At 64.2% G+C, this 21,094-nt stretch carries 17 protein-coding genes; 8 read left to right on the top strand and 9 right to left on the bottom strand.

Going from position 1 to position 21,094, the window contains the following annotated elements; all coding sequences use genetic code 11:
* The first annotated feature begins 12 nt into the window (after window positions 1–12).
* The 7 genes from ACX3O0_RS12035 (at window position 13) to ACX3O0_RS12065 (ending at window position 6,933) form a co-directional block, all read left to right on the top strand.
* On the top strand, window positions 13–1,284 hold the full coding sequence (locus ACX3O0_RS12035; protein ID WP_459107877.1) for a sensor histidine kinase: 1,272 nt from the start codon (window positions 13–15) through the stop codon (window positions 1,282–1,284).
* Entirely contained in the window at window positions 1,281–1,979 is a 699-nt protein-coding gene (locus ACX3O0_RS12040) for a response regulator (protein ID WP_459107878.1), read from the top strand. Before ACX3O0_RS12035 ends, ACX3O0_RS12040 begins: the two co-directional genes overlap by 4 nt.
* Before the next feature lie 174 nt (window positions 1,980–2,153).
* Window positions 2,154–3,038 carry an ABC transporter ATP-binding protein gene (locus ACX3O0_RS12045; RefSeq protein WP_459107879.1) on the top strand — a complete coding sequence of 295 codons (885 nt, stop codon included), beginning with the start codon at window positions 2,154–2,156 and terminating at the stop codon, window positions 3,036–3,038.
* Window positions 3,035–4,129 carry an ABC transporter permease gene (locus ACX3O0_RS12050; protein WP_459107880.1) on the top strand — a complete coding sequence of 365 codons (1,095 nt, stop codon included), beginning with the start codon at window positions 3,035–3,037 and terminating at the stop codon, window positions 4,127–4,129. Before ACX3O0_RS12045 ends, ACX3O0_RS12050 begins: the two co-directional genes overlap by 4 nt.
* 65 nt (window positions 4,130–4,194) lie before the next feature.
* A complete protein-coding gene (locus tag ACX3O0_RS12055; RefSeq protein WP_459089167.1) occupies window positions 4,195–4,662 on the top strand; it encodes a DapH/DapD/GlmU-related protein in 468 nt (155 codons plus the stop codon).
* A gap of 119 nt (window positions 4,663–4,781) precedes the next feature.
* Complete coding sequence (locus ACX3O0_RS12060) at window positions 4,782–5,849, top strand: threonine aldolase family protein (protein ID WP_459107881.1); 1,068 nt, start codon at window positions 4,782–4,784, stop codon at window positions 5,847–5,849.
* 97 nt (window positions 5,850–5,946) lie between these two features.
* Complete coding sequence (locus tag ACX3O0_RS12065) at window positions 5,947–6,933, top strand: LLM class F420-dependent oxidoreductase (RefSeq protein ID WP_459107882.1); 987 nt, start codon at window positions 5,947–5,949, stop codon at window positions 6,931–6,933.
* A gap of 16 nt (window positions 6,934–6,949) precedes the next feature.
* On the opposite strand, the gene ACX3O0_RS12070 is transcribed toward ACX3O0_RS12065, so the two are convergent.
* From ACX3O0_RS12070 to dnaK, 6 genes are all read right to left on the bottom strand, one after another.
* Window positions 6,950–9,118 (bottom strand): ATP-dependent Clp protease ATP-binding subunit, encoded by a 2,169-nt coding sequence (locus ACX3O0_RS12070; protein ID WP_459107883.1) that lies wholly within the window; start codon window positions 9,116–9,118, stop codon window positions 6,950–6,952.
* 124 nt (window positions 9,119–9,242) lie between these two features.
* A complete protein-coding gene (locus ACX3O0_RS12075) occupies window positions 9,243–10,373 on the bottom strand; it encodes a class I SAM-dependent methyltransferase (protein ID WP_459107884.1) in 1,131 nt (376 codons plus the stop codon).
* A gap of 26 nt (window positions 10,374–10,399) precedes the next feature.
* The gene (locus tag ACX3O0_RS12080) at window positions 10,400–10,822 is read right to left on the bottom strand and encodes a heat shock protein transcriptional repressor HspR (RefSeq protein WP_459089177.1); all 423 of its coding nucleotides are present in this window, start codon (window positions 10,820–10,822) and stop codon (window positions 10,400–10,402) included.
* 19 nt (window positions 10,823–10,841) lie between these two features.
* Window positions 10,842–11,834: a DnaJ C-terminal domain-containing protein gene (locus tag ACX3O0_RS12085; RefSeq protein WP_459089179.1), complete on the bottom strand. Its 993-nt coding sequence runs from the start codon at window positions 11,832–11,834 to the stop codon at window positions 10,842–10,844.
* A 176-nt stretch (window positions 11,835–12,010) separates the two neighbouring features.
* Window positions 12,011–12,595 carry a nucleotide exchange factor GrpE gene (locus ACX3O0_RS12090; RefSeq protein WP_459107885.1) on the bottom strand — a complete coding sequence of 195 codons (585 nt, stop codon included), beginning with the start codon at window positions 12,593–12,595 and terminating at the stop codon, window positions 12,011–12,013.
* Between the two features lie 2 nt (window positions 12,596–12,597).
* Window positions 12,598–14,454 carry a molecular chaperone DnaK gene (gene dnaK / locus ACX3O0_RS12095; protein ID WP_459107886.1) on the bottom strand — a complete coding sequence of 619 codons (1,857 nt, stop codon included), beginning with the start codon at window positions 14,452–14,454 and terminating at the stop codon, window positions 12,598–12,600.
* A 329-nt stretch (window positions 14,455–14,783) separates the two neighbouring features.
* Between dnaK and ACX3O0_RS12100 the strand changes: the two genes are divergently transcribed.
* Window positions 14,784–16,853 carry a KAP family P-loop NTPase fold protein gene (locus ACX3O0_RS12100; protein ID WP_459107887.1) on the top strand — a complete coding sequence of 690 codons (2,070 nt, stop codon included), beginning with the start codon at window positions 14,784–14,786 and terminating at the stop codon, window positions 16,851–16,853.
* 461 nt (window positions 16,854–17,314) lie between these two features.
* On the opposite strand, the gene ACX3O0_RS12105 is transcribed toward ACX3O0_RS12100, so the two are convergent.
* From ACX3O0_RS12105 to ACX3O0_RS12115, 3 genes are all read right to left on the bottom strand, one after another.
* Window positions 17,315–18,682, bottom strand: a complete 1,368-nt coding sequence (locus ACX3O0_RS12105) for a GH1 family beta-glucosidase (protein WP_459107888.1) — start codon at window positions 18,680–18,682, stop codon at window positions 17,315–17,317.
* A gap of 234 nt (window positions 18,683–18,916) precedes the next feature.
* Window positions 18,917–19,885, bottom strand: coding sequence for a hypothetical protein (locus ACX3O0_RS12110; protein WP_459107889.1), 969 nt, complete (start codon window positions 19,883–19,885; stop codon window positions 18,917–18,919).
* 2 nt (window positions 19,886–19,887) lie between these two features.
* Window positions 19,888–20,907: a nucleoid-associated protein gene (locus tag ACX3O0_RS12115; protein ID WP_459107890.1), complete on the bottom strand. Its 1,020-nt coding sequence runs from the start codon at window positions 20,905–20,907 to the stop codon at window positions 19,888–19,890.
* Window positions 20,908–21,094: the final 187 nt, after the last annotated feature.

Raw genomic sequence — 21,094 nt, forward strand, 5'->3', positions numbered from 1 at the left:
TAGCGTTGAGGCGTGAATGAAGCATGGGTGAGGCCGCGCCCCGACGCAGCCGGCTACCGTGGCGATGCGATTGCAGCGACACTGGTCGCTGCGGGGACGATCGTCAGCCTGTTCCTGCACGACCGCGTCGGGTACTTCGACGAACCCGCACCGGGCTGGCTGAGCGCCCTGGCGATTGCCGTGCTCACCGTCCCGCTGGCTTTCCGGCGTCGGTATCCCGCAACGGTCGCCATCCTCGTCTCGATCGGCTTCTTCGTTGCCCTGCAGTTCTCCGTTCCCGAGCTGCTGTTCATCAACATCGCGCTGTTCATGGCGATCTACACGTTGGGCGCCTGGGGGCAGAACCGGCGGGTGGCGAACCTCGTCCGCGTGGCGATCATCCTCGGGATGTTCGTCTGGATCGCCGTGAACCTCATCATCACGGTCAGCGACCCCGAATTGATGCCGGAGGTCTCCCGGTCGGGGCTGTTTTCACAGTTCGCGTCCGTCGCCACCATCCAGATCATCACCAACATCCTGTACTTCGGGGGTGCCTACTACTTCGGGAACGCGATGCACGCATCCGCCCGCCAGCGCGCCGACCTGGAGTCGCGCACCACCGAACTCGCCCAGGAGCGCGAACACAGTGCCGCACAGGCCGTCGCGCTGGATCGGGTGAACATCGCCCGCGAGCTGCACGACGTCGTCGCGCACCACGTGTCGGTGATGGGGGTACAGGCCGGGGCTGCCCGGCGGGTGATGCCGTCGAACCCTGCGCAGGCGTCCGAATCGCTCGAACTCATCGAGCGCGGCGCCCGGGAGGCCGTCGATGAACTTCACCGGTTGCTGACCACGCTGCGCAGCACGGAGCCGGATGCCGCGTCGCAGAGTTCAAGCACGCTCGGCGTGGACCAGCTGGCCGCCTTGGTGGATGCCACAACCGGAGTTGGCATTCCGACCCGATTCCAGGTCATCGGCGAACCCCGTGAAGTAACCACACTGGCCGGTTTCACGCTATACCGCATCGCGCAAGAAGCGCTCACCAACGTGCGCAAGCACGCTGGTCCGAAGGCGACAGCAGACGTTCGACTGCGCTACGAACCTGATCGGGTTGAGCTCGAAATCGTCAACACCGGGACCGCCCACGGCGCCGGCAGCGGCCGCGGACTGGGCCATGTCGGCATGAGGGAACGCATCGCCGCAGCCGGCGGAGAGCTGGAAATCGGTCCCCGAACGCGAGGTGGCTATCTGGTGCGCGCCAGCGTCCCGACGACGGATACGGACACAGCGGCGGTGCCCGGATGATCTCCGTACTGCTCGTCGACGACCAGGAGCTGGTGCGTGCCGGCTTCCGCATCATCCTGAACAGTGAACCGGGAATCAACGTCGTCGGTGAGGCAGCGAACGGTGCCGATGCTGTCGCCAGCGCCCGGGCGCTCCGACCCGACGTGATCTGCATGGACGTGCAGATGCCCGGCATGGACGGCTTGGAAGCGACCCGACTGATCGTGGCGGATCCCGAGGTGCACTCGGGCATCCTCATCCTGACCACCTTCAACCGGGAGGACTACCTCTTCGAGGCGCTGCAGGCCGGGGCGAGCGGGTTCCTGCTGAAGACGGCCAGCCCGGAACAATTGGTCGAGGCGGTCAGCGTGGTCGCCCGCGGCGACGCCCTGCTCTCCCCCGATGTGACCCGCAACGTCATCGAGAGGAGTGTTGGGCAGCGCAGTGTTGGTCTGCGAAGTGTTGATGAGCGCAATCTGACGCCGACTGCATCCGCTCGCCCGAAGCCGGACACCGGCCTGACCGAGCGCGAGGCGGAAGTGCTGGCGTTGGTCGCCCGCGGTTGGTCGAACGCCGAGATCGCGTCGTCGCTGTTCCTCGGCGAGGCGACGGTCAAGACGCACGTGTCGAAAGTGCTGCAGAAGCTCGGCGTGCGCGACCGCGTGCAGGCCGTCGTCTTCGCCTACGAGAACGGCCTCGTCTCGCCCGCCCCCTGACCATTAGTGCCCGTTCCGGAGAGATGCACCCGTTGCGCCGGGCACATCTCTCCGGAACGGTCACTATTGCAGGGTCCACCTCAGGGCGGAGGCGCAGACCAGCCGTGGGACGGATGCCCGGCATCCGCTGCCTGTATAACCTTGAGAACGAAGACCACCAGTGGGAGGGAACCCGTGCTGCAACTCGACTCCATCAACCGATCATTCGGCGAGCGGCGCGTTCTGCGTGACGTGTCGTTCACGGTCGGCAGCGGACGCATGACCGGCTTCGTCGGCGGCAACGGTGCGGGCAAGACGACCACCATGCGGGTGATCCTGGGGGTGCTATCGGCCGACTCTGGCACCGTCACCATCGACGGTGCCGAGCTCACCGCGGAGCGCCGCTCCCACTTCGGCTACATGCCGGAGGAGCGCGGGCTGTACCCGAAGATGAAGGTGCTCGAGCAGATCGTCTACCTCGGCCGCCTGCACGGGATGCCGCCGGCCCAGGCGCAGGAGAGTGCGGACGGCCTGCTCGAGCGGCTCGGCCTCGGCGAGCGCAAGAACTACACCGTCGAAAGTCTCTCGCTCGGCAATCAGCAGCGCGCCCAGATCGCGGCCGCACTCGTGCACGACCCCGAGGTTCTGGTGCTCGACGAACCGTTCTCCGGCCTCGACCCGATCGCCGTCGAGACTGTCATGTCGGTGCTGAAGGATTACACGGCGCGCGGCGTTCCCGTGCTGTTCTCCTCCCACCAGCTCGACATCGTCGAGCGTCTCTGCGACGACCTGGTGGTGATCGCCGACGGGGAGATCCGGGCGAGCGGATCCCGTGAAGGCCTTCGCAGCGAGCACTCCCGGGACCGCTACGAGCTGCAACTCGACGGGGACACCGGATGGCTGCGCGCCGAGCCGGGTGTCACGGTGCTCGAGTTTGCCGGCGGCTACGCCTTATTCGACGTCGACAGCAACGACACGGCTCAACGAGTGCTGCAGCGGGCCATTCAGATCGGTGCCGTTCACTCGTTCTCACCGCAGCATCCGTCACTGTCCCAAATCTTCCAGGAGGTCATCCGATGAGCACCAGCACCTACCAGACCCCCGGGATGGCGCAGGCGACCTGGCTGGTCGCCGAACGCGAAATCCGGATGCGACTGCGCAGCAAGGCATTCCTCATCTCGACCGGCGTGCTGCTGCTGATCGTGCTCGCGTCGGTCGTCATCGGCGGCATCATGGGCGCCAACCCGACGCTTCCCAAGGTCGCCGCGGTCGGCACGGCCGTGTCGCTGGCGGAGGAGAGTGGCGCACTCGAGGTCGTTGAGGCCGGCTCCGTCGACGAGGCGGAAGAGCTGGTGCGCTCCGAAGAGGTCGAGGCCGCCATCGTGCCGTCATCCGGCCCCACCGGTGTGAGCGTGATCGGGCTCGACAGCGCTCCATCATCGGTGCTAAGCGTGATGAGCGTCTCCCCCGATGTTGAGGTGCTCGAACCGCTGGGGCAGAACCCGTTCCTCGCCTACCTGGTAGCCGTCGGCTTCGGTGTCGTCTTCCTCATGTCGGCGATGACTTTCGGAACGACCATCGCCCAGAGCGTTGTCGAGGAGAAGCAGACCCGCATCGTCGAGATCCTGATGGCCACGGTGCCGGTGCGCGCACTGATGGCCGGCAAGATCCTCGGCAACAGCCTCCTCGCCTTCGCCCAGATCGTCCTCATCGTCGGACTGGCCGGGGTCGGGATGCTCGCCTCCGGGCAGGACATCCTGCTGGCCGACGTCGGCCCCTCCCTGGTCTGGTTCGTGGTGTTCTTCACCTTCGGCTTCGTGCTGCTCGCGGCCCTGTACGCGGCGACGGCGGCGCTGGTCTCCCGGCAGGAGGACGTCGCATCCGCCACCGCCCCCGTCACCTACCTGGTGATGATTCCCTACTTCCTGGTCATCTTCTTCAACGACAACCCCCTCGTGCTCGGCATCATGTCGTACGTGCCGTTCTCGGCGCCCGTCGGCATGCCGATGCGGGTGTTCCTCGGCGCCACCCAGTGGTGGGAGCCCTTGCTGGCGCTGGTGATCCTCATCGTGTCGACCATCGTCGTCATCGGTGTCGGGTCGCGGATGTACTCCAACGGGCTGCTGAAGATGGGCACGCGCGTGAAGATTGCCGAGGCCCTGTCGAAGTAAGTCGAGGGAATTTTCGGGGTACAAACTGCGTTGTACCCGTTGCGATCGAGCAGAAGGAGGTCGCAATGGCACGAGTAAATGAAGAAGTAGAACACCCCACCGGCGCAGTAGAGAAGTACCGCCGCCACCCGAACGGGCGCGGATGGGTCTCCCCCGGTGCGGTCGTACACCCAAGCACATTCGTCTCGGAGATGGCCTACGTGGAGTCCGGCGCCGAGATCGGCGAAGACAGCTGGATCGGTCCGGGAAGCTGGATCGACCGCGGAGCACGAATCGGCAAGCGCGTCTTCGTCGGTGCGAATGTGCACGTGGGCGAACGCACGCAACTGGCCAGCGGGGCACGGGTCGGCAGCCACTCCAGGCTCGGCAATGACGTCAAGGTCGGCGCACTCGCGCGCATCGAACGGGACACCACGATTCCCGACGGCGGCGAAGTGACCGCATCCTCCCGCGCCTGGACAACTGGCGCGCCAGCGACCCGGCCGTACGCGGCCTCGCGTCGCCTGAAGCAGCACGCCCACAGCGCAGCCTGAGCGCCGCGCCGCCTGAGCCGCAGCATCCGCTCACCCGTCAACTGAAGACAGCCCTGTACACGTACCGTGTGCGGGGCTGTCCGTTGTTGACGGGTGGGGCGCGCCCGGATGAGAGACTGGTGGGCGTGAAACTTCATGACGAGAACTACCGCGGATTCGCCAGCGACAACTATGCGGGTGCCCACCCCGAGGTGATGGCGGCACTCGCCGAAGCCAATGGTGGCCACCAGGTCGCCTACGGGGAAGACGTGTACACGGCGAAGCTGCAGGATGTCATGAAGCACCACTTCGGCGAGCGCGCCGAAACCTTCCCCGTGTTCAACGGGACGGGCGCGAACGTCACTGCGCTGACGAGCGTGCTCCCCCGCTGGGGCGCGGTCATCTCGGCCAAGACGGCGCACATCAACACCGACGAGAACGGCGCCCCTGAGCGGATCAGCGGGCTGAAGCTGCTCACCGTCGAGACGGCGGATGGCAAGCTCACCCCCGAACTGATCGACCAGGAGGCCTGGGGCTGGGGCGACGAACACCGCGCACAGCCGCTCGCCGTCAGCATCACGCAGACCACGGAACTCGGCACGCTGTACACGGTGGACGAGATCCGCGCTATCGCCGACCACTGCCATGCCCGCGGGATGGTGCTGCACATGGACGGCGCCCGGCTCTCCAACGCGGCTGCGGCCCTGGGCGTTCCGTTCCGTGAGTTCACGACGGATGCCGGCGTCGACATCCTGAGCTTCGGCGGCACCAAGAATGGCCTCATTTTCGGCGAGGCGATCGTGCTGTTGAATCCGGATGTCTCGGACGGCCTGATCTACCTGCGCAAGCTGAACATGCAGCTGGCCTCCAAGATGCGGTTCGTGTCTGCCCAGCTGATTGCGCTGCTCAGCGACGACCTCTACCTGCGTTCGGCCGGGCACGCCAACGCGATGGCTGCGCGACTGCGTTCCTCTCTCGAGGACGGCGTGGCTTCCGGTGCGATCAGCGGCCTCGGGTTCAGCCAGGCGACGGAGGCGAACGCCGTCTTCGCGGTGCTGCCCGCCGGGGTCGCCGACCGCCTGCGCGAGAAGTTCCGCTTCTACGACTGGGATGCCGCCAGGAACGAGGTGCGCTGGATGTGCTCCTACGACACCACCGAGGCCGACATCGACGCGTTCGTGGCGGCCATCCGCGAGGAACTCTCCTAGTCCGCAATAGTGCCCGTTCCGGAGAGATGCACCCGTTCCGCGGGGCACATCTCTCCGGAACGGGCGCTATCGCAAAGGTAACTCCTAGGCTGGCGGGATGAGATTTGGCATGTTCGTCCCGCAGGGCTGGCGCTTCGACCTGGTCGGCATCGACCCGGCTGACCACTGGTCGACCATGAGCGGGCTGGCTGCGCACGCCGACGCCGGGCCGTGGGAGTCGATCTGGGTGTACGACCACTTCCACACCTCGCCGGTGCCGAGCGAGGAGGCGACGCACGAGGCGTGGTCCCTGATGGCGGCCTTCGCGGCATCCACCAGTCGCATCCGGCTCGGCCAGATGTGCACCTGCATGACGTACCGGAACCCCGCCTACCTGGCGAAGGTGGCATCCACCATCGACGTGATCTCGGGCGGCCGCGTCGAGATGGGCATCGGCGCCGGCTGGTACGAGCACGAGTGGCGCGCGTACGGCTACGGTTTCCCGGGCGCCGGCGAACGGCTCGGCAGGCTCGACGAGGGCGTTCAGATCATGCGGCAGGCCTGGAGCACCGGCAGCGCCACGCTCGACGGCAAGCACTACCAGGTGGATGGCGCTATCGTGCGCCCGCTCCCGTTGCAGGAGGGCGGCATCCCGCTGTGGATCGCCGGCGGCGGCGAGAAGGTCACCCTGCGCATCGCCGCGAAGCACGCCAACTACACGAACTTCGTGAACACCCGGGACACCTTCAGCCACAAGAGCGACCTGCTGAAGCAGCATTGCGCGGAGGTGGGCACCGACTTCGACGCAATCGTGCGCAGCTCCAACTTCAACACGGTGATTGCCAGCACCGAGGCCGAGGTGAAGGAGCGCCTGCGCGCCCTCGAGGCCCGGCTTTCGCGCTACCTGAGTCCGGAAGCGACCGCAAAGCAGCTGCACGAGTACGCGTCAGCCAACGCGGTCGGCACCCCCGAGCAGGTGGTCGAGTGGATGCTCCACCTGAAGTCCCTGGGGCTCGGCTACGCCATCCACTACTTCCCCGAAGCGGCGTACGACCGCTCGGGCATCGAGCTGTTCGAGCGCGAGGTCATGCCCGCGCTGCAGTGACCCGCCATAGTGCCGGTCAGTACGCGGCCGGTGCGCCCTCCTGGCGGTCCACCGTGAGCGACTCCCCGTCAGACGACAGCCCGACCAGCACCGTGTCGCCATCGCGGATGCGCCCGGCCAGGATGGCGTTCGCCAGCCGGTCGTCGATCTCCTTCTGCATGAGGCGACGCAGCGGGCGGGCACCATAGCTGGGGTCGTAGCCGCGCTCGGAAAGCCAGGCACGGGCATCCGGTGTCACCGCCAAAGTCAGACGCCGCTCCTCGAGGCGTGTCGACAGGCGGTCGATGTACAGCTCGACGATCTGGGACAGGTCCTCCATCGACAGGCTGGAGAAGATGACGATGTCGTCGAGCCGGTTCACGAATTCGGGCTTGAACGCCTGGCGGACCATCGCGTTGACAGCATCCTCCTTCGCCTGCTGGGTCAGCGTCTGGTCGACCAGGTACTGGCTGCCGAGGTTGGAGGTGAGGATCAGGATGGTGTTGCGGAAGTCGACTGTGCGACCCTGCCCATCCGTCAGCCGACCGTCATCGAGAACCTGCAACAGGACGTCGAAGACTTCCGGATGCGCCTTCTCGACTTCGTCCATCAGCACGACGCTGTAAGGACGGCGGCGAACGGCTTCGGTGAGCTGCCCACCCTGTTCGAATCCGATGTACCCGGGGGGCGCACCGATCAGGCGCGCAACGGTGTGCTTCTCGCCGTACTCGCTCATGTCGATGCGGATCATGGCCTTCTCGTCGTCGAACAGGAACTCGGCGAGAGCCCTGGCCAACTCCGTCTTTCCGACCCCGGTCGGGCCGAGGAACAGGAACGACCCGGTCGGACGGGCGGGGTCCGCGATGCCGGCCCGCGAGCGGCGAACCGCGTCCGAGACCGCACCCACAGCACGCCGTTGGCCGACCAGGCGCTTGCCCAGCTCAGCCTCCAGGTGCAGCAGCTTCTCGGTCTCGCCCTGCAGCAGGCGGCCAACCGGGATGCCGGTCCAGGCCGCGACCACGGAGGCGATGTCTCCGTCGGTGACCTGGTCGTTGACCATCCGCTCACCCTGCACTTCGGGGTGCTCCGCCTGGTCGAGGCTCTTCTCGATCTCCGGAATGACCTCGTAGTTCAGCCTCGAGGCGTCCTGGTATTCCCCTTCGCGCATGGCACGGTCGAGGGCGATGCGCGCCTCGTTGAGTCGGGTCTTGAGCTCACCGACATCCTGGAGCGCGCCCTTCTCGCTCTTCCACCGCTTCTCCAGCTCGTCGAGCTTCTCCTGCCGCTCGGCCATGTCGGAGCGCAGCTTCTCCAGACGGGCGCGGGATGCCGCGTCCTTCTCCTTCTTGAGCGCGAGCTCTTCGATCTTCAGTCGGTCAACGGCGCGCTTGAGCTCGTCGATCTCGACCGGGGAGGAGTCGATCTCCATCTTCAGCCGACTGGCGGCCTCATCGATCAGGTCGATGGCCTTGTCCGGGAGTTGCCGCCCGGAGATGTACCGGTTGCTCAGCACGGCGGCGGCGACCAGCGCGTTGTCGGCGATGGCGACACGGTGGTGGGCTTCGTAGCGTTCCTTGAGCCCGCGCAGGATGGCGACGGTGTCCTCAACGCTCGGCTCGCCGACGTACACCTGCTGGAAGCGGCGTTCGAGCGCGGCATCCTTTTCGATGTATTCGCGGTACTCGTTGAGGGTGGTCGCACCGATCAGCCGCAGCTCACCACGGGCGAGCATGGGCTTGAGCATGTTGGACGCCGCGACCGACCCTTCGCCGCCACCGGCACCCATCAGGGTGTGCAGTTCATCGACGAAGGTGATGATCTCGCCCTCAGCGTCGTTGATCTCCTTGAGGACGGCCTTCAGGCGCTCCTCGAATTCGCCGCGGTACTTGGCACCGGCGACGAGCGCTGCCAGGTCGATGGCGACGAGTCGCTTACCCTTCAGCGAGTCGGCGACGTCGCCGGCGACAATGCGCTGGGCGAGACCCTCGACCACGGCGGTCTTTCCGACGCCGGGCTCGCCGATGAGCACGGGGTTGTTCTTGGTGCGCCTGGTGAGCACCTGGCTGACACGACGGATCTCCGCGTCGCGGCCGATCACCGGGTCGAGTTTTCCGGCGCGGGCGATCTCGGTCAGGTCGACGCCGTACCGCTCGAGTGCGGTCTTGGCGTCCTCTTCAGAATCAGGTGCGCCCTGCATGTTCGCCATGGTTATCCGTTCCTCAAAGTTGAGTCGTGCAGACTCAAGTTTATTCGCTTGGTACTCAGGTTGCCAGCGTCGGCGTGCGCTCGAAGCGAACGACCCTCTCGAGTGGGTGAGGTCAGGCGCGCGCTCATGGGGTCGCCTCCATGCGGGTGGACACTGTCACGGTGAACTTGGGGTTCTGGCCGACCAGGCGGGTCGGCCCGACCGAGCGCATCAGAGCCGCCCGATACTTCAAGTGCGAGTTGAATACGGTCCACAGCTCGCCGCCGGGTTTCAGCACGCGGGCGGCCTCGTCGAACAGGGTCAGGGCGACCCCGGCGTGCACGGCCGAGCCGACATGGAACGGCGGGTTCAGCAGGACCAGGTCGGCGCAGGCATCCGGCTGCTTGCTCAGCCCGATGTCGCGGGCAACGGTGAACGTCAGGTCGTTCGCCTCTGCGGTTGCGCGAGCGGATGCCACGGCCGCCCAGGACTGGTCGGTCGCCAGGATCGCCAGGTCGGGTCGGCTGCGCGCGAGGGCGGCGGCCAGGATGCCGGTGCCGCATCCGAGGTCCACGGCGGTGCGGGCATCCGCCTTCATCTCGCGCAGGAAGCTGAGCAGGTACCGCGTGCCGATGTCGAGCTTGGTGCCGGCGAACGCGCCGCCGTGCGCGCACACCCACAGGTCGAGGTCGTCGTGGAATTCCCGCTGCGGGTACTGCCCCTCGGACGGCTTGGGGCCGCGCGCGACCAGCACCCGTGACTTCTGCCTGGCCAGTGTCGCCGACACCGACCCGAAGTGCTTCCCCAAGACGTCGTTCATCGCCTGCGTGATGTGCTTGAGGCGTCCACCGGCGAAGACCACGACCTCCGGGTCGGCGTGCCGAGCGATCGCCCCGGCGATCTCGTCGAGTTCGTTCAGGCTGCGCGGCAACTGCAGCAGCACGACGCGGGCGCCGGTCAGCAGCTCTGCGCCCAGCTCGTGGTTCTCGAACCGGTCATCCAGCGCGGCGGCCGCGGCGTTGTGGCCGAGGGCGAACTCGCTACTGAGCGGGTCCTGGAACACGCGGATGCCGTGCGACCCGTGGCGGGCGGCCGCGCCGAGGGTCAGGGCACCGTAGCGGTCGCCGATGACCCCGACCGAGGTTGGGTGCGCGGCAAGGTCCGCGGCGGCTTCGTCGAGGATGAGCCGGTCGCTCGCGTCGACGGCGAACAGGTTCTCGGCCTCCACGTCCGGAAACCGGCGCAACGCGCCAAAATCGAAGTCCGGGTCGACCATCGCCCCTCCCGACTCCCCGTCCGCCGTCACGAGCCTGAGCGACCGTTCGGGCGCCACAGCACCAGCTGCGTGTGCCGTTTGACGCGTTCGCCGGCCTTCAGCGAGACCACGTCACCGGTCTCGTCGGCCGCGAACACGCGACGACCCGGGCGGTTGAGCAGCTCATCGGCGAGCGCGACCTCGAGCTCGCGCACCCGCTCGTGGAGCGCGGAGACCGTGTTCTCGAGTTCGAGGATGCGGCGGATGCCCTCCAGGCTGACCCCTTCGGAGCCGAGTTTCGCGATCTCACGCAACTGCACGACGTCGCGCATCGAGTACCGGCGCGACTTCCCGCTGGTGCGCTTCGGGCTGACCAGCCCCATGCGGTCGTACTGCCGCAGCGTCTGCGGGTGCATGTTCGCCAACTCGGAGGCCACCGCGATGGCGAAGATGGGGGCGCTCGGGTCCATGTTCAACTCCGCTCCATGGCTAACTCCGCGCCTTGGCCAGCAGGTCGTCGCGCGGGTTCTCGTCGGGTAGGGCCTTCGCGAGCGCGTTGAGGTGCTTGGTCGCTTCGGCGCTGAGGTGGCTGGGTACGACGACGTGGATGGTGGCCAGCAGGTCACCGACGCCGGTCGTGGTCTGCACACCTCGTCCCTTGACCCTCAGAACTCGGCCGCTCGGGGTGCCCGGAGCAACCTTCAGCTTGACGGGCGGCCCGCCGAGGGTGGGGACCTCGATCGTTCCACCGAGCGTCGCTTCTGCGAAGGTGACTGGGACATCCACCCTCAGGTTCTTCCCATCACGTTCGAATACCGGATGCTTGCGCACAGACACCGTGATCGTCAGGTCCCCGGATGGGCCGCCATCGATGCTCGCCTCGCCTTTGCCCTTGAGCCGGATCTTCTGGCCGTCCGCGACCCCAGCCGGGATCTTCACGGTCATCGGCTTGCCGCCCTGGCCCTGCAGCTTCACGGTGTCGCCATTGATGGCGCTGACGAAGTCGAGGGTGGTGGTCGCGGTGACGTCGCGGCCCTTGGTCGGGCCGCCCGCACCGCGGAAGCCGCCGGTCGACTGGCCGAACCCGCCACCGCCGAAGAGTCCGCCGAAGATGTCGTCGAAGCCGCCCTGCGAGAAGTTGGGACGCTGTCCGGCCCCCTGGGTTTGGCCCTGGCCGAACATGCCACCGAAGACGTCATCGAAGCCTCCGGCCTGGCCGCGTCCGCCGGAGGTGAACCGGGCGCCGGACCCCATGGCCCGAACCTGGTCGTATTCGCGGCGCTGCTCAGGGTCGGCGAGCACGGCGTGTGCTTCGCTGATCTCCTTGAACTTCGCCTCGGCCTTCGCGTCACCCGGGTTGGAGTCCGGGTGGTACTGCCGCGCGAGCTTGCGGTACCGCTTCTTCAGGTCGGCTTCGGACACGTCTTTGGAGACACCGAGGATCTTGTAGAAGTCCTTCTCGAACCAGTCCTGGCTGGCCATCTGTGCCTCCTCTCGTTTCTATCGTGCCGTTCGCGGGTCGAGCTTGTCCTTCGCGGGTCGAGCTTGTCGAGACCTATCGAGCTTGTCGAGATCCGGATGCTTCGGCAAGCTCAGCTGGTCTCGACAGTCTCGACCCGCTTTGGTGCTGGTCTCGACAAGCTCGACCCGCTTGGGTACTACTCTTCCTGCGGTACCGCCACGACGACCTTCGCGGGTCGCAGCAGGCGGCTGCCGAGCTGGTAGCCGGGCTCGATGACATCCGCCACCGTCATCGCTTCGATGTCGGGGGTCGGTATCTGCACGACTGCTTCGTGCACATTGTGATCGAACGGCTCGTCCTTGACGCCCACGCGCGTGACGCCCAGCTTTTCGACCGTGGTGCGGAACTTCTGGGCGATGAGCGCCATGGGTCCCTCCTCCAGGTCGCCGTGCGCCTCGGCCCGGTCCAGGTCGTCGAGGATCGGCAGGAAGGTTTTCGCCACGTCGGCGACGACCACCTGCTTGTTGCTCTCGCGATCCCGTTCCACCCGATTGCGGTAGTTGACGTACTCGGCCTGCAGCCGCTGGAGGTCCTGGAGCCTTTCGGCTGCCAGGTCTTCCGCGCTCTGATCGAGGAACGCCAGGTCCGCGTCGCTGAGCGATGTCTCGACGTCGGGACCTTCAGCCTCGATCAGGCCGTCGTCCTGCTCGTTGGCCCCGGAGTCGGGCTCGGGCACGTGGCCCTCGCCCTTCTTCGGGTTCTTGTCCTTCTTGTCGGCCATGGTTACTTGTTCTCTGTCGGCTCGTCGTCGACCACTTCGGCGTCGACGATGTCTTCGTCGCTGCTCTCAGGTGTTTCGGTCGGCGCACCCTCGGCAGGCTGCTCGGCCTGGCTCTGGGCGTAGATCTCTTCGCCGATCTTCTGCTGGCTCTCGTTCAGCTTGTCGAGCGCGGTCTTCACGGCCGCGTCGTCGTCGCCGGCGAGCGCCGACTTGAGGGCGTCGATGTCGGCCTGCACGTCGGTCTTGACGCCGTCGGACAGCTTCTCGTCGTTCTCCTTGATGAGCTTCTCAGTGGAGTAGACGAACTGCTCGGCGGTGTTGCGCACCTCGGCCGCTTCGCGACGGCGCTTGTCTTCTGCGGCGTTCTCTTCGCCTTCGCGAACCATCCGCTCGATGTCTTCCTTCGACAGGGCCGAGCCACCGGTGATGGTGATGGACTGCTCCTTGCCGGTGCCCTTGTCCTTCGCGTGAACCTGCACGATGCCGTTCGCGTCGATGTCGAAGGTGACCTCGACCTGCGGCACGCCGCGCGGTGCCGGGGCGATGCCCTGCAGCTCGAACGTTCCGAGGTTCTTGTTGTCGCGGGTGAATTCGCGCTCACCCTGGAAGACCTGGATCGCGACCGACGGCTGGTTGTCATCCGCCGTGGTGAAGGTCTCACTCCGCTTGGTCGGGATGGCCGTATTCCGCTCGATGAGCTTGGTCATGATGCCACCCTTGGTCTCGATGCCGAGGGACAGCGGGGTGACGTCGATGAGCAGAACGTCCTTGCGCTCGCCCTTCAGCACGCCGGCCTGCAGGGCGGCGCCGACGGCGACGACCTCGTCCGGGTTCACGCCCTTGTTCGGCTCCTTGCCGCCGAGCATGTTCTTGACCAGTTCCTGCACCGCGGGGGTGCGGGTGGAGCCACCGACGAGCACCACGTGAGCGATGTCGTTGACGCTGACACCGGCCTCCTTAATGACGTCGTGGAACGGCTTCTTGGTGCGCTCGAGCAGGTCGTTGGTGAGCTCCTCGAACTTGGCGCGGGTGAGGGATTCGTCCAGGTTGGCCGGCCCGTTCTCGGTGAGGGACAGGTACGGAAGCTGGATGCTCGTGCTCATCGACGAGGACAGTTCCTTCTTCGCCTGCTCGGCTGCTTCCTTCAGGCGCTGCTTGGCGATCTTGTCGGAGGAGACGTCAACGCCGGTGGAGTCCTTGAAACGTTTGATCAGGTAGTCGACGACGCGCTGGTCCCAGTCGTCGCCACCGAGGCGGTTGTCACCGGCGGTCGAGCGCACCTGGATGGTGGAGAAGTCGTCGTCCTTGCCCACTTCGAGCAGGGAGACGTCGAACGTTCCGCCTCCGAGGTCGAAGACGAGGATGAGTTCGTCCTGCTTGCCCTTGTCGAGGCCGTAAGCGAGGGCGGCGGCGGTCGGCTCGTTGATGATGCGAAGCACGTTGAGGCCGGCGATCTCGCCGGCGTCCTTGGTGGCCTGGCGCTCGGAGTCGTTGAAGTAGGCGGGAACGGTGATGACGGCATCCGTCACCGGCTCGCCCAGGTACTGCTCGGCGTCGCGCTTGAGCTTGGCCAGGATGCGGGCCGAGATCTCCTGCGGCGTGTACTTCTTGCCGTCGATCTCGGTGGTCCAGTCGGTGCCCATGTGGCGCTTGACGGATGCGATGGTGCGGTCGACGTTGGTGACCGCCTGGCGCTTCGCGGTCTCGCCGACGAGGGTCTCGCCGTCTTTGGTGAAGGCGACGACGGATGGGGTGGTGCGGAAGCCTTCGGCGTTCGCGATGACGGTGGGTTCTCCACCCTCAAGTACTGAGACCACGGAGTTGGTGGTTCCCAGGTCGATTCCTACTGCTCGAGCCATGCTCGTTCTCCTTTATGTTCCTCTTACAAAGTCTGTGATCGTGAGAGTTGAGTCTCACCCGCTCAAGTTTAGTGGCGCGGTTTCGGATGTCAAGGCGAGAGTTGCGAAAGTTGAGTCGAGGTGGCTCAATGGTCAACATTCTTCTTGCCGGGACAGTGCGCTCCAGGTCGCACGCTCTGACGCCTACCGATAGATGTGTCCAACACCAGCCACGACTTGGCCATCCGCGCCGCGAATGTGCAACATCCTCACTACGCTGAACTTGCGATCGCGTGAATGAGCGAGGCGGCGATGCTGAACGGTGAGAGCGACAGGCGAGAGAAATAGAAATGGCAGCAGCGGAACATACCCCCGATCGTCCACCCGTTGACAATCCGATCGAGTCGTCGGAACAGGATGCCCTGGGACGTGCGCCTCTCGCAAGAGATTTCGCTCGGAGCCTTCGTCTCCTTGACGCATCTCACGGCCTCGTCGTCGGAGTGTTCGGACCCTGGGGGCATGGCAAGAGTTCGTTCATCAATCTAATGCGCGAGGAGTTCGCGTCTGAACCACCATTGGTTGTAATCGACTTCAACCCGTGGATGTTCTCCGGCACACAGCAACTCGTCGACCATTTTTTTGATGAACTCGCGTCAAACTTCAAGCGAATGAAGGACCCCAATCTCCAAGTCATCGCCGGTTACATCGATGATTACGGAGATTCCATCGGAACTCTTGCTGGTCTCTTCGGAACTTGGGCGAGCCTCGGTTCGATCCTCTTCCGATCCGGCGCGAAGGCATTAGCGCGAAAGCGTGGTGCGGGCGCCAAGTTCCAGAGAGCTTCGGCCGAGTTGGCCCAGCTCGCGCACCCGGTCGTGGTTGTCATCGATGACATCGATCGGCTCACGTCCGAAGAGATCCGCGACGTCTTCAAGCTTGTGCGTCTGACTGCAAGTTTCCCTAATGTGATCTATGTGCTTGCCTTCGATCGGAAGCGTGTCGAGGCTGCGCTTGCAGAGCCGGGAATCGAAGGCCGGGCCTACCTCGAAAAGATCATCCAGGTTAGCTTCGACCTCCCCGGCACTCCTACTGAGGTGCTCACGTCTCAGGTATTCTCGGCGCTTCAGAACGTGATCGATGCGATCGAGGGCGAGGCCCGTTTCGCATCCGATCGGTGGCCAGACGTCTATTTCGAGGTAATCGCTCCGCTGATACGCAACATGCGGGACATCACTCGATACGCAGTGTCGGCAGCACCGACCCTTGGGGCACTCGGAAGTGAGATCGAAGTCGTTGATCTCCTTGCGCTCGAAGCAATCCGCGTCTTCCGACCGGAAATTTTTGCCACGCTGGGTGGAATGCAGGATGCACTCACGAAAACCAGTTCCGCATTCGCATCCACGAAGTCGCCTGCACTGCAGGCAAAGATGGACGACCTATTGGCTGTCTCAGGAGCCGACGCCCACGTAGTCCGAGCTCTCGTCGCACAGGTCTTCCCTGCTGCTCGCCAGTACTACGAAAACAACAACTACGGCTCAGATTGGGATGCCGTGTGGCGGAAGGGACATCGGCTAGCCCACTCCGACTACCTCGGAATGTACCTCGAGCGGACCGCGCCTAGCGGTCTCCGTGCGTTTCGCATCGCAGAGCAGCTCGTCGCCGCGATGGTTGAACAAGACAGATTCGAATCAATCCTCGACGGGATTGCCACATCTGACTTTCCAGACATCCTCGAGGCGTTCGGCTCGCTTCGAGGCCAGTTCGAGGAACCAGCCATTGCCCCTTCTATCTCAGCGCTCATGAACCGGATCGACCACGTTCCAGAGAGCCGGGTGGGCGGGCTGCTCACCCTAGCGCCGCACATCGTCGTACTCAGACCTGTGCTCCGCATGCTCGAGCAGGTGTCCGATGTCGGTAGAAGAGACGACATTGTTCAAGAGGCCACTAGGCACCTCAATTCCTATTCGTCCCGGCTTGAGCTGATCACGTCAACCGGCAAACGTCAACGCGGCCCAAACCTTATTTCCGAAGCGTTGGCGACAGCCCTGGAGGCACGGTTCGTGGAGGACTTTCGAGCGGGCGAGTCATTGCATGTAGAGCGAGAATGGAACCTTGCTGACGTCTTCCATTACATCGGGGAGCAATTGGGCCAGCCTGCGCAGCTCGCTAATGAGCGCAATCCCGACGTAACTCGGGCGGTTCTGCGCACGGCACAGGGTCGAACGACATCCCAATCAGTGGGCTCTCGACATGTTGACGTGAAGACCATTTATCAGTGGGACGGGCTCGTTCGCCTATACGGTACGGAAGATGGCATCCGTGACGCGGTCGCAGCCCTTAAAGAAGTGGACGGAAGCACCGCCCTCGTGCTGCTCGCCGAACGGTACCTTTCCGGCTGGCGGCCTGGAGGCGACGATTAGTTCTCCCTCATTTTCTTGAGTTTCCTGCCGCTCGGTGGGCGCCTCACCCCCGATACACGCCGCATCTCGAATTTTGATGTCAGCAGCAATCGCCTCTCCGATCGCTGCTAGATACAGGAGATCCGACGCGTGTCGACCACCAACGCCGACAGCTCCGCGGGTTGCGGATGGCTGACGCTGAGAATGGACTCAACGCAATCCTCAGCGATGGGATACATGTGCTCACGACGCCAGGATGCGTCGGTCATCGCCTCTAGCTGACGACGGATGACTTCATCGATCCCCAGGTAGTGGCGCTCGGCAAGGACGACCCCGCCTACGAGCGGGCCATCGCCGAACTCACCAGCGAGCTCGGTCTCATCACCACCGCCGCGTGAAACAGTACTGGCTTGCAGGAGCGAATTGTGTCGTCCCCACCGCGGTGGGCTCTTGCCGGGTGACCGGGCCGGCCGCGAAGCCGGCTATCGGGATGTTCTGATGAGGTCGCGGTACCACTCGTACGACTGCTTCGGCGTGCGCTTCTGGGTGTCGAAGTCGACGTGCACCAAGCCGAACCGCTGCGAGTAGCCGGCGGCCCACTCGAAGTTGTCGAGCAGCGACCAGTGGAAGTATCCGCGCACGTCGACACCGGCACTGATCGCGTCACCGATCGCAGCGAGGTGGGACTCGGTGTAGGAGATGCGGCGGGTGTCGCTCACCTCTCCACGAACATCCGGTTCATCGTTGATGGCGCAGCCGTTCTCGGTGATGTAGATCGGGGGGAGTGCGTCGCCGTAGCGTTCCTTGATGGCGGCCAGCATTTCGGTGAAGGCATGCGGAACGACCGGCCAGTCGAAATCGGTGCGGGGGTATCCGCGGATCTCCTTCAGCGAGAACGGCAGGTCAGTGTCGAGTTCGTGGCCGTCCACCTTCGCTCCAGGGGTCGCGCTCGGCGCACCGACTCTGGTGGGGTTGTAGTAGTTGATGCCGTACCAGTCGATCGGCGCGCTGATCTGCGCCAGGTCGTCGTTGAAGTTGTGGGGAAGGTACGGCTCGAGCTCGGCTGGGTAGCGACCGAGGAGCAGCGGCTCGATGAACAGCCGGTTGGCGAGCGTGTCGTAGAACGCCGCAGCGTATTGGTCGTCGTCGCGGTCGCTGGCTGGCCAGACCGGGGTGTGGTTGTTGGCGATGCCGATGTTGCCGGCCCCCGCCTCCCGCAGTGCTGACACCGCGAGCCCGTGGCCGAGCAGCTGATGGTGCGCGGCCGGGATAGCTCCGAAGCCGAGCTTCTTTCCGGGAGCGTGGATTCCGGCGCCGTAGCCGAGCATCGTGAGGACGACCGGCTCGTTGATGGTGATCCAGCGGGGGATGCGGTCCGCGAAGTGCTCGGCCAGAATGTGGGCGTAGTCGGCGAACCATTTCGGGGTGTCGGGGTTCAGCCACCCGCCCTGCTCCTCGAGGGCGAGCGGGGTGTCCCAGTGGAAGAGTGTCGGGCTGGGCTGGATGCCCGCGGCGAGCAGCTCGTCGACGAGACGGTCGTAGAAGGCGAGGCCGTTGCGGTTGGCTGAGCCCTTGCCCTCCGGCTGGATGCGTGTCCAAGCGAAGGAGAAGCGGTAGGCGTCGACGCCGAGCTCCTTCATGAGGGCGACGTCTTCCGGGAACCGGTGGTAGTGGCCGCAGGCAACGTCGCCGGTGTCGCCGTTCAGGGTGCGACCGGCGGCGTGGCTGAACGCGTCCCAGTTGGATGGCCCCCGGCCGCCCTCGGTCACCGCGCCTTCGATTTGGTAGGAGGCGGTGGAGACCCCGAAGAGGAAGTCGTGCGGGAGGCCAAGCTCTTGGGTCGTGGTCATGGGTTCCATTGTGTTGTGTTGATAGGGTCCGCAGAGCGCCACGGCCCTTAGTTCAGGCTTCCGCTGGCCGCCTGAGAATCTCCCAGAAGCGCTCCAACCGGAATGCTCTTCTTGATATGTAGGCCCATTGGGCACGGCTACCGTATGGGCCTAACCCCTACTTCCTGCGGTTTCGGCGAACCGTCCCGTGCCCACCGGGCACTGCCAACGGAGGAAACATCGTCGCGTCGCCGACTACGGAAGTCTCGCACCGAACTCTCCGACCATCGCGCCGATCACACCCTCAAAGTCTGATCCAGTAATTCGTGCCGCCAGTAGCGACGGCCGGCTGGTGGCGCGTTCAGCAATGAGCAGTGCCTCGGGCTCGTAGTACAACCAGTCACGCACCTCGACAAAATTGGCGGCATCGTGCAGGTGATCAACGATGACCGCTCTAATCGCTCCTCGTTTTTCCTCCAAGAATTCAGTCATCAAGTTTTCAAGGTTCGGAACCTCGTCGTCACTGTACGAGCTCAGGACGAGCTCTAGGAGCCCTTCCGGCCGAGACGTCTTTGCATGACCGTCGATGAGTTGGTCCATCTCACGCGTGAGCGTCTCATACAGTCGGGCGACTCCGTACTCGGGGAGACTTGCTTGTTGCGCAATCACTGTCTCCACCTCTTGATCAAACAACTCAGTGAGAACTATCAGGCGGTAAAGCTTGCGCTCAAGCTCCGGCGGAAGCTTCACCGAACCCTTGTAACGAAGGCGATGATCCACGACATACCAAGCATCTGCCGCAGACGTGCGAACTTGGAGCTCGATCTTTATTGGCGCCCCGGTGTAGTCGGTTAGGGTCGAGCACCAAAGATCAAATTGCATCGACTCATAGCGCAGCTCGTTCGCCCGGCTCCTAATGACCTCGAGCCTCGGGTTCCAGTCCGCCTGTGAATTCAACCAGTTCGTGAATTCGACCACACCACGGTTGGTTGGGAAGATTGCCTTCAACGCTACGAGATCACCAAGACTCTCCCAGGTACGGGCATTTCCCTCCCGGTAGATCTTGCCTAGAACGCTTCTGTGAGTCTTGACCCGTCCCGTGACTAGAGCGGCCCCATCAATTGATAGCGCCGTTTCCTCGAAGGCGATCTTGCTGAGCCGCAGAGCCGCTCGGAGTCGTGGTAACTCAACGAAGTAGCGCTGCGAAATCGTGGTGGCACTCATGGTCAGGACTTCGGTGCAGCGCCGAGGCCGTATCGCTTGAGAGCTCCAGCGACTCTAACGATTGTTTGACCGTCTTCTTCCGTCACAGCAATAGCTCCTCGTTCTAAAGCGATCGCGCTCGCAGATATGACAACGCCGGAACCATATAAGCGGAGGCCCGCTCCCTGTCCAGGCACCAGCGCAAGGTTCTTAGCGATTACAGCTCCGGACACATGTTCAGGAAGAGAGTGCGCAAAGACATCTCGATCCTCCGCTTCAAGAAACTGATCAGCGAATTCCGACGCTTGAAATGTCTCGGCCGGCGTCGACATGTACGCCACGAGCGCCGTCGCATAGCGCCCCCGCTTTTCCTCGTCTATGACGTGCTTGTTGATATACGCCATTGTCGAATCCATAAAGTGCTTCGTCTGAATCTCAGCGCTATCCGCGAGGCGACAGCCCAAAAATGCAGCGAGGAAGAAGTCGGCAAACGCGACTCCGTTCTGCTGATCGACCATCTCGCCAAGGACTGTTCCATCAGCCTCTCTCAGCATTGCGATCTTGTAAACGCGCGAGTTGTTACCAACGATGAGTTCATCGAGGTGCTCTAAATCAAAGTGTCCGGTCGTGTCGTCTCCTATGCGCTGAAGTCGCATGCCCTCTTGGTGTTCCGCCTTCATGATGATCAACGCTTGCCCCTCCGGGACAACCACCGTGGCGACGATAAGGATGCCCGAAGGGCTATTCCCTGTCTGCGCTTGATACAGATTTTGGGCGAGCGTTTGTGATCCGCTAATGAAGTGGGCAGAAGGGTCATCAAGTATCTCGAGAACCACACCGGGTGTCCCAGACACCGCACCCTCGTCCTGAATAATATTCCGTGGATTCTTGAGGGCAAAGTCCAGCATGTTTTCTTCGATGAACCGCTTTGTCTCGGGTGCAAGCGAAGATTCGGCGGTCGACAGTGCAACCTGGCGGTCCGCACCAGCTTGATAGCGACCTTCTGGGATTTCGTGCACGATGGCTCGAATGATGGTGACCATGAGCATCTCTCTTTTCGGGTGGTTCTCGGAATCTAGCAGCAGCTAGCGACCATGGATAGCGGTGGACGCCTCGGGCCTACGATCCTCGCCGTGTGGACTGTTGAAAGTTGGCAGCAAGCCTGGCGACGGGCCTCGGCTCACGTTGCTGAATTTCTGCCCTTCGACGTTGTGGCATCGGACGCTTGCG

Source organism: Homoserinimonas sp. A447 (genome assembly GCF_054489325.1).

Bases quoted from the DNA above. Each gene is read 5' to 3' on its own strand.
- ACX3O0_RS12040 (WP_459107878.1), top strand. From the start codon at position 1,281: ATGATCTCCGTACTGCTCGTCGACGACCAGGAGCTGGTGCGTGCCGGC.
- ACX3O0_RS12050 (WP_459107880.1), top strand. From the start codon at position 3,035: ATGAGCACCAGCACCTACCAGACCCCCGGGATGGCGCAGGCGACCTGG.
- ACX3O0_RS12055 (WP_459089167.1), top strand. From the start codon at position 4,195: ATGGCACGAGTAAATGAAGAAGTAGAACACCCCACCGGCGCAGTAGAG.
- ACX3O0_RS12065 (WP_459107882.1), top strand. From the start codon at position 5,947: ATGAGATTTGGCATGTTCGTCCCGCAGGGCTGGCGCTTCGACCTGGTC.
- ACX3O0_RS12070 (WP_459107883.1), bottom strand. From the start codon at position 9,118: ATGGCGAACATGCAGGGCGCACCTGATTCTGAAGAGGACGCCAAGACC.
- ACX3O0_RS12075 (WP_459107884.1), bottom strand. From the start codon at position 10,373: ATGGTCGACCCGGACTTCGATTTTGGCGCGTTGCGCCGGTTTCCGGAC.
- ACX3O0_RS12080 (WP_459089177.1), bottom strand. From the start codon at position 10,822: ATGGACCCGAGCGCCCCCATCTTCGCCATCGCGGTGGCCTCCGAGTTG.
- ACX3O0_RS12085 (WP_459089179.1), bottom strand. From the start codon at position 11,834: ATGGCCAGCCAGGACTGGTTCGAGAAGGACTTCTACAAGATCCTCGGT.
- ACX3O0_RS12090 (WP_459107885.1), bottom strand. From the start codon at position 12,595: ATGGCCGACAAGAAGGACAAGAACCCGAAGAAGGGCGAGGGCCACGTG.
- dnaK (WP_459107886.1), bottom strand. From the start codon at position 14,454: ATGGCTCGAGCAGTAGGAATCGACCTGGGAACCACCAACTCCGTGGTC.
- ACX3O0_RS12100 (WP_459107887.1), top strand. From the start codon at position 14,784: ATGGCAGCAGCGGAACATACCCCCGATCGTCCACCCGTTGACAATCCG.
- ACX3O0_RS12105 (WP_459107888.1), bottom strand. From the start codon at position 18,682: ATGACCACGACCCAAGAGCTTGGCCTCCCGCACGACTTCCTCTTCGGG.
- ACX3O0_RS12110 (WP_459107889.1), bottom strand. From the start codon at position 19,885: ATGAGTGCCACCACGATTTCGCAGCGCTACTTCGTTGAGTTACCACGA.
- ACX3O0_RS12115 (WP_459107890.1), bottom strand. From the start codon at position 20,907: ATGGTCACCATCATTCGAGCCATCGTGCACGAAATCCCAGAAGGTCGC.